Genomic DNA, 15741 nt, shown 5'->3' with positions numbered 1-15741 from the left:
GCTCACCTTTCCCCTCGTCCATTTGTGACCGCAACCACGGCTTGGCGCATTTTGCGCGAATGGAGTTGATATCCATGATCCATCCGATCAAGACAAGCCTGTGTGCGGTTGTGCTGGGAGCCCTCGCGCTCCCTGCACTCGCCCAGGACAATCCCACCCTCACCGTCTATACCTACGATGCCTTCGCCGCCGATTGGGGGCCCGGCCCGGCCCTCGCTGAAGGGTTCGAGGCGCAATGCGGCTGCACGCTTGAGTTCGTCTCTGCCGAGGATTCGATTTCCGCGCTGCGACGCGTGCAGCTCGAAGGCGAAACCACCGAGGCCGACATCGTCCTCGGGCTCGATACCGCGACGATCGGTGAAGGCAAGGCCACCGGGCTTTTCGCCGAACACGGGATCGATCTGCCTCAGTTCGAGCTACCGCTCGATTGGACCGATGAGATTTTTGTGCCCGTCGACTACGGCTATTTCGCCTTCGTCTATGATGCCGAAACCCAACCGACCCCGCCCACCAGCTTCGAAGAGCTGATCGCGCTTCCCGACGATTTCAAGATCGTGATCCAGGACCCGCGCTCTTCCACGCCGGGCCTCGGTCTCATCCTCTGGATCAAGGCCGCCTATGGCGATCGCGCGCACGAAATCTGGGAAGGCCTCGCGCCCCACATCCTGACCGTCACCACCGGCTGGTCGGAATCCTACGATCTGTTTCTGGCCGGCGAAGCCGATATGGTCCTTTCCTACACGACCTCGCCCGCCTATCACGTCATCGCCGAAGACGAGGACCGCTACAAGGCGGCGCGGTTCAGCGAGGGGCATTACACCCAGATCGAAGTGGCCGGCATCCTTGCCTCTAGCCCCGACCAGGAATTGGCGCGCCAATTCCTCGCCTATCTCGTCACCTGCGAGGCACAAGCCACCCTACCCGAGACCAACTGGATGTACCCGGTGCTCGAACCCGCCGGCGGCCTCAACCCCGGCTTTGCCGAAATGATCGATCCCGACCCCGCGCTGCTGCTCGATGCCGGTGAGGTGACGGCCAACACACGCGCCTGGATCGACGAAGCCTTTTCGACCCTGAGGTAACCCCATGGCCGGGATCGCAGGCAATTGGCGTCCCGGCCGCCGTCTCGCCGGCGCTTCGGTGGCAATCGCGATTGCCATCCTCATCGCTGCCCTGCTGATCGCGCTTTCCGTCGCCGGACAGCGCTTTCCCGGCACCGGGTCGAACGCGCCCGACATCCGCCATCTGCTCACCATGTCGGCCATTCAGGCCGGCCTTTCCACAGCCCTTTCGATCCTTGCCGGGCTGGTGCTGGCATGGACGCTCGACCGCCTGCATTTTCCCGGGCGCGGCTTCGTCATCGGGCTGTTGTCCACGGCGCTCGTCATGCCTTCGCTGGTGATCGTCTCGGGCCTTCTCGCCATCTGGGGCCGGAATGGCTGGATCAACACCCTGCTTGCCCCTTTCGGGCTTGAAACGGGCTCATCGATCTTCGGCCTCTGGGGCATCGTCGCGGCCCATGTGGTCCTCAACGGAGCCTTTTCGGCCCGCATTTTCATCGATCGGCTGGCCGCGATCCCGCCCGAAAAGCTCAAGCTGGCACGCAGCTTGGGCCTCGGGCCGCTCCAGCGCCTCGCAATCATCGACGCCCCGGCCCTCGCCGCGTCGATCCCAGGCATTTCGGCAACCATATTCCTCCTGTGCTTCACGAGCTTTCCCATCGTTCTGACCTTGGGCGGCGGCCCCGCCAACCAGACGCTGGAAGTCGCCATCTACGAAGCGGTCCGTCTCGATTTCGACCTCGGCGCTGCTGTCCACCTCGCCCTCGTCCAACTTCTCGTCAGCGCCGCCATCGTCATTCCGGCAACCACTCTCGCGCCAACCGCCGCGATGTTTGGTCAGCGCACCAATTTCCACTGGCCTGAAACGCGCTGGCTCTCAGTCCTGCAGGCGTTCCTCCTCATCCTCCTCGTCGCGGGCTTCCTCGCGCCCCTCGCCGCCGTGCTGGGCGAAGGGTTCGCCGCCATCGGGTCCATTCTCATCCAGGCATCGTTCTGGCAGGCAACCGCCACCAGCCTCGCCATTGGCACGGCCAGCGCACTGGTTTCGGTGGGCCTGGGCATTGCGCTGGGCATGGCCCGCGCGCTGCAACCGCGCGCAACTGCCGGACGTGCCCTCCTGGGCTTCCCGGTCTTTGCTTACCTCGCCGTGCCCGCCGTGGTGCTCTCGCTGGGCTTTTTCCTCCTCGCCCGGCTGACCGGCCTTTCTCCAACAACGGTCGCGCCGCTGGTCCTCGTTCTGGCCAATGCGCTGCTTGCGCTGCCCTTCGTTTTCACCACTCTCGCGCCGCCGCTCGAAGCGCTGGCGCTGCGGCACCACCGCCTCATCCGCTCGCTCGGGCTGTCATCTTTCGCCCAGTGGCGCCGCATCGAATGGCCCTTGATCGGTCGCCCCATAGGTTACGCTCTCGCCATCGCCTTCGTCTTCTCACTGGGCGATCTCGGCGTCATCTCGCTGTTCGGAACCTCGGAATTTTCAACCCTCCCCTGGCTGATGTACCGCGCCTTCGGCGCCTACCGCACCAATGATGCCGAGGCGATCGCGGCCATCCTTTTGCTGTTGTCGGTTTCGGCCTTTATCCTCATTCCCAAGCTGCTGGACCGGTTGACCAATGCTCGAGATTGATCAGATCACCTTTCGCTATCCGGGCGCACAAACCGGTTTCTCGTTCGATATGACCGTCGCGCCCGGCGAAATCGTGGGGCTGATAGGCCCTTCAGGGGCGGGCAAATCGACCCTTTTCGACCTTATCGCCGGTTTCCTCCAACCCGCCTCCGGCGATATCCGCCTCGACGGAGCTTCGATCCTCGGCCGATTGCCCGAGCAACGGCCGGTCTCCATCCTCTTTCAATCCGACAATGTGTTCGACCATCTTTCCGCCGGCGCCAACGTCGCCCTGGGCCTGGGCAGCCGTGCCCGCGCCGACGACAGCAGTGTGATCGAAGCACTCGAACGCATGGATCTGGGTGGATTGGCGGATCGTCGCGCAGCCCAACTCTCGGGCGGCCAGAAGCAGCGCGTCGCGCTCGCCCGCACGCTGCTGCGCAACAGGCCGGTCTTGCTGCTCGATGAACCCTTCACCGGCCTCGATCAACAGACCCTAGGCCCCATCCGCGATCTGGTGGCCCGGCTGGTCCGCGAGAACGGCTGGCATGCCATCTTCGTCTCGCACCAAGCCGAAGACGTCAAAGCGCTGGCAGAGCGCGTCTATCGCATGGAAAACGGCAGCACTGTTCCAGCCTGATCGCCCCTACGCGTCAGTAGCGCCTTCGGCGGCTTCCGAAGCATCGTTGACAGGTGCCACCTCGTCCTCCGCCGGGGTTTCGGCCGCCGCTTCCGCATCGAGCGCGGCCCAGGCAGCCAGCACGTCCTGGAAGATCGCCTCGCCGTCCTCGCCCTTTTCCAGCGTGAGGATGGCGCGCCGGCCCGTGCCGTAGACCATGGCCAAATCCATCCAGTCCCGTTCGGTCAGGAGCTCGATATTGTTATCGACGTCGATATCGCTGGCGCTAGAGAGCGCGAAAAGGAACGAATTACCCACGATGCGGGCCGAAGCCCCCGTCAGCGGCTGCCCCTGCACCAGCTCTTCGTTCTTGAGCAACACGCCCGGCAGATTGGCGATCGATCCACCGATAAAGCTCTCGGCCACCGTGAAATTGACTTCCATCAGATGGCTGGCCGGCAGATTGGCGTCGGCATTGCGGCGCAGCAGCACGCCGACTTCGAGATTGCGCGCCGGAATGGATGCCTCGGCGATGATCGTCGGGTGGCCGAGTTCATCGGTGCCGCGCGACCATTCAACGCTACCCGAATAGGGCACCGCGCCCGTCGAACCACCCGTCTGCTCCTCGAGCAGCAGCGATTGCGCGCCCTCGGCCGAAAGCGCGATGCCGGGCTCTTCGAGCATTTCGGCGTCCGGTTCGATGGGCGTTTCGGCTTCGGCCGGCAGGCGATCCTCGAACGTAGCTTCGGGTTCGGCCTGCTCGGTGGTGGGTGTTTCGGTTTCGGTAAAGGGAAGATTTTCCCCTGGCATCGGCGATCCGCTGACCTCGCCACTGGCGGCGGGCACTTCGGGGGTGGTGTTGTTGGCCGGGTTCTGCTCCGGCGTTTCCTCGCCAATGGGTTCGGGCGTTTCCGCCTCCCCAACCTCGGTGGTCGGCTGCGTTTCGCCCTGTGCGAACAGCGCGTTGAGGTCGATATAACCCTCGCGCCACGCCCAATAGCCGGCAACCCCGCCGCCGCCCAGAAGCAGCACCGAAATCACGAGAAAAATCGTAAAGGCCCCGAACCCGCTGGATCGTTTGGGGCGCTCTTCGCCCGCTTCGCCGGCAGCAGCCGTTTCCTCGGCCGGCTCGGCCTCGGCCTCGAGCGCCTCTCCGGTATCTCCGCGCGCTTCGCGGTCCAGCGCAGCGATCGCCCGGTCTATGGCGACCTGCGCATCGGAAATTTCCGGCCGCGCGATAATGCCGGGCTCAAGGTCGACCTCGCGCACGCTCGACATCGCCGCTTCGGGTTCGGTGGCTTTCGCTCCCTCGCCACCCAAAGGCCGGCCATGGAGATCGACCAGCGAAACCGTGCTGCGTGGCTCTGCGTCGGCTTCCGAAAGAATGAAATGCTTTTCGCTCGAACTGTCCTGTTGGGGTTCGAAGGACGTGTGCTCGACATGCGACAGAAAGGGAATGACGCGATCGTCGTCCTGAGCCTGCTCTTCAGGCTCTTCCGGTTCCTGAACCGGCTCGCTCTTCGCCGCACGTTCAGCCGATGCGATGATATCTTCGATCGAGCCCCCGCCATAGGATTCGCGCGTCTCGGGCTCGGGTTCTGGCGCGTCGGGTTCCTCCTCGACGGGCTCTTCTTCCAGCGGTTCGGTAAAAAGCGGCGTGCTGCGGGTGTGGTCGAACCTGTCGTCTTCGTCCGCTACGCTCTCGCTGTCGTCCTCGCGTGGCCAGATCGGCTCGGGTTCGATGGGCTCGGGCTCGCCATCGTCGAAACGCGGCTCGCTTTGCTCGATCTCGGGCTCGAAATTTTCTGCCGGCGGAGCTTCGAAATCGTCAGGCTCGGCTTGCTCCCCGGAAATTTCAGGCTCGTCGCTATACGGCTCGACTTCCGCGTAGGTTTCCTCGACCGGGAGGTCGTCGACAGGCCCGCTCTCTTCTTCGATCAGGGGTTCGGGTTGAGGCTCGGGCTCCGGCTCGTTCTCGACGGCGCGAAAGCGGCCGAGAAGCTTCTCGGTCGCTTCGTGCTCGACTTCGCGGATACAGTCTTCGAGATTGAGGCGGTGAGTGGTGATTTCGCGGGCTGGCAGCGGCGGCTCGATTGCACGCAATTGCGCAACGAGGGCACTGCGCGCCTTCTCATAGACCGCCCGGCGATTGGCCCCGGTATTTTCCGGCAGGGCATCGATCGCCTTGCGCAAGAGTTCGCGATAATCGGCCATTATCTACTCAACGTCACTTTCTGCCGTCGTCAAACCAAATTGTTTCTAAACAATAAAATTCAATCTTGAAACGGGTCCTGGACCAAAATCGTGTCTTCGCGTTCCGGGCTGGTGGACAATAGCGCCACGGTCGCCCCGATCAACTCTTCGACGCGCCGGACATATTTGATGGCTTGAGCGGGCAGTTCCGCCCAGCTCCGCGCGCCTGCGGTCGTTTCCTTCCAGCCTTCCAGCGTTTCGTAAATCGGCTTGACTCGACTTTGTGCTCCCATTGAGGCAGGCAGATGGTCGATCCGCTGGCCGTCCAGCTCATAGCCGACGCAGACCTTGATCTCGTCCATGCCATCGAGCACGTCGAGCTTGGTCAGCGCGATCCCGTGGATGCCCGAGGTGCGCACCGTCTGGCGCACGATCACCGCGTCGAACCAACCGCAACGCCGCTTGCGTCCCGTGACCGTCCCGAACTCGTGCCCGCGCTCGCCCAGGAACTGGCCGACCTCATTGTCCTGCTCGGTCGGGAACGGTCCCTCGCCCACGCGCGTCGTATAGGCCTTGGTGATCCCCAATACATAATCGACCGCCGTAGGCCCGAGCCCCGAACCCGGAGCCGCCTGCCCTGCAACCGTGTTCGAAGAGGTGACGAACGGATACGTCCCATGGTCATTGTCGAGCAGCGCGCCCTGCGCCCCTTCGAACAGGATACGCTCGCCCCTCTTGCGCCGCTCGTCGAGCAGTTCCCATACCCTGTCCATGAACGGCAAGATCTTGTCGGCTACCGCCAGCAGTTCGTCGTGGATCGCGTCGGCAGAAATCTCCTCGGCGCCAATGCCGCGCCGCAGGGCGTTGTGATGCGTCAAAAGCCGCTCGATCTTGTCCATCAGCGTCTCGGGCTCGGACAGGTCGCACACCCGGATCGCCCGGCGCCCCACTTTGTCCTCATAGGCCGGCCCGATGCCGCGCCGCGTCGTGCCGATCTTGAGCCCGGAATTGGAATCCTCGCGCAACGCGTCGAGCTCGCGGTGCAGCGAGAGGATCAACGGCGCGTTTTCCGCGATGCGCAGCACATCGGGCGTGATCGAAACGCCCTGGGCCGTGAGCTTTTCGATTTCGCTCACGAAATGATGCGGATCGATCACCACGCCATTACCGATCACCGAAAACTTGCCGCGCACCAGTCCCGAGGGCAGCAGCGAAAGCTTGTAGCTCACCCCGTCGATCACTAGCGTATGGCCGGCGTTGTGGCCGCCCTGATAGCGCACCACCACATCGGCGCGCTCGGAAAGCCAGTCAACGATCTTGCCCTTGCCCTCGTCGCCCCATTGCGAGCCGACCACCACAACATTCGCCATTGCGCTTAGCTTTCCTTTTCGTGTCCGTCTTTCCGCCGGCAGATGGCCGGAGAGAGCCCATGGTACTTTTGGTCTTCGCCAAGGGCTGAAACGCTGATAAGTCCGGGCTCTATAAAGCACAAGGCCCGTTATGACAAAGACCACCCAGCCCGTTCAGCCTGCGACCGATCGCTTCGCACGCGTAATGAACCAGCCTTACCTGCTGCTCACGCTCTCGGCGCTGTTCTGGGGCGCCAATATCATTGCGGGCAAATATGCCATCGGCGAACTCGATCCGTTCGAGCTTTCGGCTCTGCGCTGGATCGTGGCCTTCCTCGTCATCCTTCCCTTCGCCTGGCGCTCGCTGCGTACCGAATGGCCGGAAATCCGGCGTGGCATGGGATGGCTGGCCTTTTACGGCGTCATCGGTTTCACCAGCTTCAACGCCCTGCTCTATGGCGCGACCAATTTTACCGCCGCCGTCAATGTCGCCATGATCCAGGCCGCCATCCCGGTTCTGGTGATGGTGGGCAATTTCCTGATCTTCCGCGTCCGGGCCTCAGCGCTCCACATCGTGGGCGTGGCCCTCACCATTTACGGCGTCGTCCACGTCGCCACCCACGGCTCCCCGGCCCGCCTGATCGGGCTCGACGTCAATCTGGGCGACGCGCTGATGCTGGCCGCTTCGCTGCTCTATGCGCTCCATTCGCTGATGCTGCGCTACAAGCCGAAGATCGGCTGGGTGACCTTCATCGCCACCACCAGCTTTTTTGCCGCCCTATCGGCCCTTGTCTATCAATCGCTGTTTTCGTCAGGCCTCTCCGGCCTTGTCGATGCCACCGTTTCGATGAGCCCGCGTGGCTGGATGGTCGTGGCTTATGTCGCGCTTCTCCCCTCGATCGTCGCCCAGATGACCTATGCCCAGGGGGTCGAGCTGATCGGTCCCAATCGCGGCAGCCTGTTCATCAATTTGATCCCGGTGTTCGGGGCGCTGCTCGCGGTGCTGATGCTGGGCGAACGGCTTGAGACGTTCCACCTCATCGCCGCTGCTTTCATCATCGCCGGCATCGGCCTTGCCGAATACGCGGCGCGGCGCAACCTCAAGCAGATATTGAAACCGCAATGAAAAAAGGCCGGCGTCGCTGCCGGCCTTTTCGATTTCAGTGGCTCGGTCAGACGTTAAAGGCCAGCCGCTTGGCCTGCACCACGCCTTCGAGCCCAGCGATATCGGCCAGTTGCTCGTCGCTTAGATTGCTGTCGATCGAAACCAGCGCGATCGCGTCCTTGCCCTGCTCCACGCGGCCCAGGTTGAAGTTGGCGATGTTGATGCCCAGCTGGCCCAGAAGCGTGCCCAGACGACCGATGAAGCCCGGCTTGTCCTCATTAGTGATATAGAGCATGGCCGGCGTCAGTTCCGCCTCAAGCGTGATGCCCTTGATCTCGACGATACGCGGCGCCTTGGAGCCGTAAACGGTGCCGGCCACACTGCGCTCCTGGCGCTCGGTGACGACGGTCAGGCGAATGAGGTTGTCATAGGCACCGACCTGCTCGCGCGTCGTGGTTTCCACCGCAATGCCGCGTTCCTTGGCCTGGGCCGGTGCGGAAACCATGTTGACGTCGCCGAGGAGCGGCTTGAGCACGCCGTTGAGCCCGGCGGCAACCATCGGCTTGGTGTTGAGCGCGGCCACGTCGCCCTCGAACTCGATGCGGATTTCCTTGATCGCCGTTTCGGTGAGCTGGCCCGCGAATGAACCCAGGAACTCTGCGAGCTTGACGAACGGGGTGAGCCGGGGCGCTTCTTCCGCCGAAATCGAGGGGAAGTTGAGTGCGTTGGTGATCTCGCCGGTCATCAGATACGCCGAAATCTGCTCGGCCACCTGCAACGCCACATTCTCCTGGGCTTCGGTGGTCGACGCACCCAGATGCGGGGTGCAGATGACATTCGGCACGCCGAACAGTGGGTTCTCCTTGGCCGGTTCTTCCAGGAAAACGTCCAGCGCCGCGCCAGCGACCTTGCCCGATTCCAAAGCCTCTTTCAGAGCCGCCTCATCGATCAGCCCGCCGCGCGCGCAGTTGATGATGCGGACCCCGTCCTTCATCTTGGCGAAGGCGTCGGCATTGATGATGTTGCGCGTCGCATCGATCAGCGGCGTGTGGAGCGTGATGAAATCGGCCTTGGCCAGCAGCTCGTCCAGCTCGACCTTTTCGACGCCCAGATCGACGGCGCGTTCGGGGGTCAGGAACGGATCATAGGCCAGGACCTTCATCTTGAGCCCCTGCGCGCGATCGGCGACGATCGAGCCGATATTGCCTGCCCCGATCAGCCCCAGCGTCTTGTTGGTGACTTCGACGCCCATGAAGCGGTTCTTTTCCCACTTCGAGGCGCGCGTGGAGGCATCGGCTTCCGGAATCTGCCGCGCCAGCGCCAGCATCAGCGAAATGGCGTGCTCGGCCGTGGTGATCGAATTGCCGAACGGGGTGTTCATGACGATCACGCCCTTGGCCGTCGCCGCCGGGATATCGACGTTGTCGACCCCGATGCCGGCCCGGCCGATCACCTTGAGGTTGTTGGCGCTGGCCAAAATCTTGTCGGTCACCTTGGTCGCCGAGCGAATGGCCAGTCCGTCATACTGACCGATGATTTCGGCCAGCTTGTCCTTGTCCTTGCCGACATCGGGGAGGTAATCGACCTCGACCCCGTTTGCCTTGAAAATCTCGATCGCCGCCGGGCTGATCTTGTCCGATACGAGTACCTTGGGCATTGCGCCCTCCATCAAATCTGAAACTGTGGGGAAGCGGCGCGCCCGTCCGGCGCGCACGCGAAATCAGGCCAGCGCCGCCGCTTTTTCCTCGGCAAACGCCCAATCGAGCCACGGCACGAGCTTTTCGAGATCGGCCGTCTCGACCGTCGACCCGCACCAGATGCGGAAGCCGGTCGGCGCATCGCGATAGCCGCCGATATCATAGGCGACGCCTTCCTTGTCGAGACGCGAGACCACAGCCTTGGCAAGCTTGGCCTGCGCCTCATCGGACAGCGCGGTCACTTCCGGATCGACGATCTTGAGACACACCGAAGTGTTGGACCGCACCGCCGGATCGGCGGCGAGGAAATCGACCCAATCGGTCCTGGCAACCCAGTCGGCAATCGCCTTCTCATTGGCGTCGGCGCGGCGCTGCAGCGCCTTGAGTCCACCGACTTCGAGACCCCATTCCATGGCATCGACGGCGTCCTCGATGCAGATCATCGAAACCGTGTTGATCGTCGCGCCTTCAAAGACGTCGGCCATCAGCTTGCCGCCCTTGGTGAGGCGGAAGATTTTCGGCAGCGGCCGATTGGCAGGGGTAAAGGTTTCCAGCCGTTCGACAGCACGGGGCGACAGGATCAGGATGCCATGCGCGGCTTCCCCACCCAGCGCCTTCTGCCAGGAGAAGGTCACCACATCGAGCTTGGAGAAATCCATATCCTGCGCGAACGCGGCCGAGGTGGCGTCGCAGATCGTCAGTCCCTCGCGGTCGGCGGGGATCCAGTCGCCATTGGGCACGCGGACGCCCGAAGTCGTGCCGTTCCAGGTGAACACCACGTCGCGGGTGAAATCGACCTGGGTGAGATCGGGCAGCTCGCCATATTCGGCCTTGTGCACGCGCACATCGTCGAGCTTGAGTTGCTTCTGAACGTCGGTGACCCAGCCGGCCCCGAACGATTCCCAGGTCAGCATGTCGACCCCGCGAGCACCCAACATGCCCCAGAGCGCCATTTCCACGGCACCCGTATCGGACGCCGGCACGATTCCGATGAGATAATCTTCGGGCACTTCAAGCAGCTCGCGCGTCAATTCGATAGCGCGCTGAATGCGGGCCTTGGCCGGCTTGGCCCTGTGGGACCGTCCGACCAGCGCACCGGAAAGCGCTTCCACCGTCCACCCGGGACGCTTCGCGCAAGGACCTGAAGAGAAATTGGGATTTTCCGGACGCACATCCGGCTTCGCCACGGTCGTGGCGGCAGAAATATCTGTCATGTTGCTCCATCCTTACAGATGGGCGTCCCTCGTTGGGGAGGGATGGCCCGTCGATGCGTATATTGGACGATGGGGAGGTTGGCAAGGGCGAGATTGACGCGCACGCCGAAATCTCCGACGGCCATCAGCCTCGGTTGATGATGGATAGACGGCATGGGGCGATGAACGCCTCGTGCTGTATTAGTTAGTATGAAGCGGTCATCGCCCCATGCGTTCGAGATTTTGGGCTTATGGCGGCGTCTCGGGCTGGGGGTTGTTGGGAGTGCCTTGCGGCCTTCTCGCTGCCCCTCCGGGTTTCCCCGGTGCGACGTGGGAGGGTTGCCCCACCTGGTGTCCACATCCGGCCATCCGTCCGCTTTGGGCCTTCCCCATGGCGACCCATGAGGAACCCGAACCGATCCCGCCCAAACGTTCGTTGCGCTTGCGTCCATAAGCGCGGGGTCGTGGGCATACTATGGCGTGGGTTAGAGGGGCGGGGATAAGTTTCTGACGAGGGTGCTTGGCGCAAGCTCAGCGCACCCCTCATCCGACCGCTTCGCGGCCTGCCATTCGAGCATAGCTCTCATGGCCTTCTCGCCTCCAATCGTGCCACCGGCACGATTGGCCAAAGGACAGCTCGAAGTCTCCCTCAAGGGGAGAAGGGGTGATTGGGGCGAGGGCTGCGGCAAGAAGCTATTATTCTCTCTGTCCGTCGTCCCCAACCTCTCCTTCGTCATTGTCGGGCTTGACCCGACAATCCACAAGGCTGTCCCAAGGGGTGCGGGAGGAGTGGGGGCGTGCGTGTCCGAGGACGACGAGGGTGAGACAGATTGCCGGCGGTTCCATTTGGCGCCGCCTCAGCGCCCTCGACTAATGCCTCAACCCCGGAGCCTCCTGCCCCGTGCTCTCGACATATTCCTTGTATCCGCCCCCGAACGTGCGCACCCCCTCGGGCGAGACTTCAAGCACACGGTTGGAGAGCTGGCTCAGGAAATGCCGGTCGTGGGACACGAACAGCATGGTGCCCTCATAGCTCGAAAGCGCTTCGATCAGCATTTCCTTGGTGGCGATGTCGAGGTGGTTGGTGGGCTCGTCCAGCACCAGGAAATTGGGAGGATCGAACAGCATCATGGCCATGACCAGCCGCGCCTTTTCCCCACCCGAAAGCACGCGGCATTTCTTTTCGACCTCGTCGCCGGAAAACCCGAAGCACCCGGCCAGCGCCCGCAAGGGGGCCTGCCCGGCCTGCGGGAATTCGCTTTGCAGCATGTCGAAGATCGACAAATCCCCATCCAGCCGGTCCATGGCGTGCTGGGCGAAATAAGCCATCTTGACGCTGGGACCACGGTTGACGGTTCCCGCGTCCGGGTCCGCTGCTCCCGTCACCAGCTTCAAAAGCGTCGACTTTCCGGCCCCGTTCACCCCCATGATCGCCCAGCGCTCCTTGCGCCGCACGTGAAAGTCGAGCCCGTCATAGATGGTGCGCTCGCCATATCCTTTGGAAACGCCCTTGAGCACTGCGACGTCCTCGCCAGAGCGCGGCGCAGGGCGGAATTCGAACACCACTTTCTGCTGGCGCTTTGGCGGCTCGACGCGATCGATCTTGTCGAGCTTTTTCACCCGGCTCTGAACCTGCGCCGCGTGGCTGGCCCGCGCCTTGAAGCGTTCGATGAAGGCGATTTCCTTGGCCAGCATCGCCTGCTGACGCTCGAACTGGGCCTGCTGGTTACGGTCGGCGATGGCCCGCTGCTCCTGATAGAATTCATAGTCGCCGCTATAGGAGGTGAGGTTCCCCGCATCGATCTCGATGATCTTGTTGACCACCCGGTTCATGAACGCCCGGTCGTGCGAGGTCATCAGCAACGCGCCGGAAAAGTTCTTCAAGAACTCCTCGAGCCAGATCAGGCTTTCGATATCGAGGTGGTTGGAGGGCTCGTCGAGCAGCAGCACGTCAGGCCGTGCGAGCAGAATCTTGGCCAGCGCGACACGCATTTTCCACCCACCCGAAAGCGCGCCCACATCGCCATCCATCATGGCCTGTGAGAAACCGAGCCCGTCGAGAACCTCACGCGAGCGCCCATCGAGCGCATATCCGTCGAGTTCCTCGAACTGTTCCTGCACCTCGCCATAGCGCGCGATGATGGCATCCATCTCGTCGGCCTTGTCGGGGTCGCCCATGTCGGCTTCGAGCTGACGCATTTCGGCGATCAGCGCCGCCACCGGACCGGCCCCGTCCATGGTTTCGGCCACAACGGACCGTCCGGCCATTTCGCCCACATCCTGCGAGAAATATCCGATCGTCGTCCCCCGATCGATCGACACCTGCCCCTCATCGGGCGCTTCCTCGCCGGTGACCATGCGAAACAGCGTCGTCTTGCCCGCCCCGTTTGGCCCCACAAGCCCGATCTTTTCCCCGCGCTGCAACGCGGCGGACGCTTCGATGAAAACGATCTGCTTGCCGTTTTGCTTGCCGATATTTTCGAAACGGATCATGGGAGGCGGCCTTCAACGATAAGGCCGCCCCACAGGGAGCGGCCGGATTTGAACTGCCGTAAATCATTTCATCGCGACAGATGCAAGACGGCGATTGCGCGCAGCGCGATCCTTACAGCGCGCCGGTCCTGTAAAGGGCGATCCGCGTGCCGTTATTGTCCACGCTCTCCCCTGGGGTATCGAACGGCAGGCCGGTTGCCCGGGCCAGCGCCGGATCGGCCGTCACCAGCCCCACGCGCCATCCGGAAAACCGCGTGCGCAGCACCTGCCCCAGCGCGCCATAGAGCGGATACAGTTTCTTGCGGTTCCCGATCCGCAGCCCATAGGGAGGGTTGACGATCACCAGCCCCGCCGCTCCTTCCGGCCGCTCAAGGGTTTCGATCGGCGACTGAGCAAAGCGGGTGATCGAGCTTACCCCCGCGCGTTCCGCATTGGCGATACTCATCCGCACCGCACCGGCATCCCTGTCGCTGCCGTGGAAAAGGAGGTCCGTCGATCCTTGCCCTGCCGCCGAGCGCATGTTCGCCCACTGCCCCGCCTTGAACGTCGCCAGCTTTTCGAATGCGAAACTTCGCGCCCGTCCCGGCTGCAGCCCGAGCGCCATCTCGGCGGCCTCGATCACGAAAGTTCCCGACCCGCACATCGGATCGAGCACGGGTTCGGTGCCGCGATATCCGCACTCGCGCAGGAACAGCGCGGCCAGCGTTTCGCGCATCGGGGCCTTGTTGACCTCCGCCTTGTGCCCCCGCTTGTGCAAACCTTCGCCCGAGGTATCGACGCTGATCGTGCACAGATCGTTCTCGATGCGAACCAGCACCCGCACATCGGCGACATCGGAAAGGGGAGCGCCCAATTCCTCGGCGATGGCGTTCTCGATCCGCTGGGTGGCGGCACCGGAATGATAGATTTTCGATTTCCGGCAACTGGCCTCGACCTTGACCGCAATATCGCGCCTGAGAACATCACCCCAGGGCACCTGTCGCGCGCGCTTGTCGAGCTGCGCCAAATGATTGACCCGAAAGCTGGCGATCCGCACCAGCACCCGTCCCGCACCGCGCAGCTCGAGATTAGCGCGCCAGACCTCGGGCCAGTCGCCCGAAATTTTCACCCCGCCCCGCACCGGGCGCGGATCGGCAAAGCCGAGCGATTTCGCTTCCGCGCACAGCGCATTTTCAAGCCCGGGCATGGCGACGAGGAAAATTTCGAGAGGGTCGGTATTCATCTCGCCTCAATAGACCGAACCGGACGCCGGAGCGACCACTTTATGGTGTGCGCGGCGCGTTCTGGGGTTTGGCGGCAAGCGCCGGGAGGAACGGCCAGACCAGCAGCGCTTCGAGTGGGCCGCGTGCAAAGCGCCGGCGCCACCAAACCGCAAATGCCATCGCCAGACCGCTCACTACGATCACCGAAATCGTCGCCCCGCCGACATCCCGGTGCCTGACGATATCGGTGAGAAAATGCAGCAGGAACAGATGTGCCACATAAAAGCTGAGCGCCAATTGCCCTAGCATCACCAATGGCGCCAACAGATCGGGCCAACGCCGTACGGCGATCAGCATGCCTCCGGTCACCGCCATGGCGCTGCCGGTCGCCCCGATGAGCCAAAGCGGCATCTGGCTGTGCGCGGCGCCATCGAGCAATTGCCGCCAGTCACCGGCGTCGCCTGCACCCTCAACGAGCGGCGCCAGCAGAAACGCGAGCGCGCCGGCAACAATTGCGACAATCGTTCCACCAATGGTAAGCCGCCGTTGGAGCCAAGGGGCGCGCTGATCGAGCCGACCGACCCACATGCCCCAGACCAAAGCCGCGCTCCATGTCACGAGAGGATAAGGCCCCGTCACCAGCAACCCGGCGATTATGTCCCCCAGCGTATCCCCCGCTTCGACGGGCGTGCGCTCGACCAGATCGGGCCAGTGGGCCTTGCAGAAAAAATAGATGAGAGGGCCGGCAATCGAGAGGATTGCGGCACTGGCAAAAAGCTGCCGGCGTCCGAGGCCGAGCATCAAAATCCCCAGGAGATAGAAGAGGGCATAGTGATGAAGAATAACCGCTATGCCATGATCGAGCCGTTGCAGCACGAGACCGAGAGGCAAAAACACCAGTGCCGTCCATCCCAGCCGCAATCTGGCCAGATCGCGTTTGCCGGGCCGACCGGAGAGGAGCGCCATGCCGATGCCGGCGAGAAATCCGAAAAGGATCGAAGCGCGGCCATGGGGAAGATTATAAAGGCTTTCCGCCAGTGTATCGGCGCCGCGCGGCCCCACATGCACCATCAGCATACCGATGACGGCCAGCGCCCGGGCAGCGTCCACGCCGCCGATTCTTGCTCCTGCGGCACTGGTCTGTGCGGCTGCGCTCATCTCGCCGATCCATTGGGCAAAGCAAAAGGGGCGCCCGATTGGACGCCCCTTTCATCGAAAATATATCG

General features: G+C 63.1%; 11 protein-coding genes. 4 read left to right on the top strand and 7 right to left on the bottom strand.

Translation table 11 applies throughout. The features are described from left to right. Positions 1-74 precede the first annotated feature (74 nt). Genes thiB through V4T21_RS02440 form a run of 3 tightly spaced genes read left to right on the top strand, consistent with a single transcriptional unit; the run spans position 75 to position 3304 of the window. Positions 75-1082 (top strand): thiamine ABC transporter substrate binding subunit, encoded by a 1008-nt coding sequence (gene thiB / locus V4T21_RS02450; protein WP_332712526.1) that lies wholly within the window; start codon positions 75-77, stop codon positions 1080-1082. 4 nt (positions 1083-1086) lie between these two features. Beyond that, complete coding sequence (locus V4T21_RS02445) at positions 1087-2685, top strand: ABC transporter permease family protein (RefSeq protein WP_332712523.1); 1599 nt, start codon at positions 1087-1089, stop codon at positions 2683-2685. Next, complete coding sequence (locus tag V4T21_RS02440; protein WP_332712520.1) at positions 2672-3304, top strand: thiamine ABC transporter ATP-binding protein; 633 nt, start codon at positions 2672-2674, stop codon at positions 3302-3304. The genes V4T21_RS02445 and V4T21_RS02440 overlap by 14 nt, the downstream gene beginning before the upstream one ends. A gap of 6 nt (positions 3305-3310) precedes the next feature. On the opposite strand, the gene V4T21_RS02435 is transcribed toward V4T21_RS02440, so the two are convergent. Together V4T21_RS02435 and V4T21_RS02430 are read right to left on the bottom strand one after the other, a co-directional pair. Then, the gene (locus V4T21_RS02435; RefSeq protein WP_332712517.1) at positions 3311-5497 is read right to left on the bottom strand and encodes a hypothetical protein; all 2187 of its coding nucleotides are present in this window, start codon (positions 5495-5497) and stop codon (positions 3311-3313) included. 59 nt (positions 5498-5556) lie between these two features. Then, positions 5557-6846, bottom strand: a complete 1290-nt coding sequence (locus V4T21_RS02430) for an adenylosuccinate synthase (RefSeq protein ID WP_332712515.1) — start codon at positions 6844-6846, stop codon at positions 5557-5559. Positions 6847-6976: 130 nt separating this feature from the next. Between V4T21_RS02430 and V4T21_RS02425 the strand changes: the two genes are divergently transcribed. Continuing rightward, entirely contained in the window at positions 6977-7951 is a 975-nt protein-coding gene (locus V4T21_RS02425) for a DMT family transporter (RefSeq protein ID WP_332712512.1), read from the top strand. A gap of 46 nt (positions 7952-7997) precedes the next feature. Here V4T21_RS02425 and serA read toward each other — a convergent pair whose 3' ends face one another. The 5 genes from serA to V4T21_RS02400 form a co-directional block, all read right to left on the bottom strand. Continuing rightward, positions 7998-9587, bottom strand: coding sequence for a phosphoglycerate dehydrogenase (serA, locus tag V4T21_RS02420; protein WP_332712509.1), 1590 nt, complete (start codon positions 9585-9587; stop codon positions 7998-8000). A 63-nt stretch (positions 9588-9650) separates the two neighbouring features. Beyond that, on the bottom strand, positions 9651-10841 hold the full coding sequence (locus tag V4T21_RS02415; RefSeq protein WP_332712506.1) for a phosphoserine transaminase: 1191 nt from the start codon (positions 10839-10841) through the stop codon (positions 9651-9653). A gap of 849 nt (positions 10842-11690) precedes the next feature. Continuing rightward, the gene (locus tag V4T21_RS02410) at positions 11691-13313 is read right to left on the bottom strand and encodes an ABC-F family ATP-binding cassette domain-containing protein (protein ID WP_332712501.1); all 1623 of its coding nucleotides are present in this window, start codon (positions 13311-13313) and stop codon (positions 11691-11693) included. Between the two features lie 112 nt (positions 13314-13425). Beyond that, positions 13426-14535 (bottom strand): THUMP domain-containing class I SAM-dependent RNA methyltransferase, encoded by a 1110-nt coding sequence (locus tag V4T21_RS02405; RefSeq protein ID WP_332712500.1) that lies wholly within the window; start codon positions 14533-14535, stop codon positions 13426-13428. A gap of 40 nt (positions 14536-14575) precedes the next feature. Beyond that, on the bottom strand, positions 14576-15673 hold the full coding sequence (locus tag V4T21_RS02400) for a DUF418 domain-containing protein (RefSeq protein WP_332712498.1): 1098 nt from the start codon (positions 15671-15673) through the stop codon (positions 14576-14578). Positions 15674-15741: the final 68 nt, after the last annotated feature.

The sequence above is a fragment of the Pelagibacterium mangrovi genome (assembly GCF_036662815.1).
GTDB classification, from domain to species: Bacteria; Pseudomonadota; Alphaproteobacteria; order Rhizobiales; family Devosiaceae; genus Pelagibacterium; species Pelagibacterium mangrovi.
Note: the sequence above shows the minus strand (reverse complement) of the source record. Positions and strands in the feature narration are given on the sequence as shown.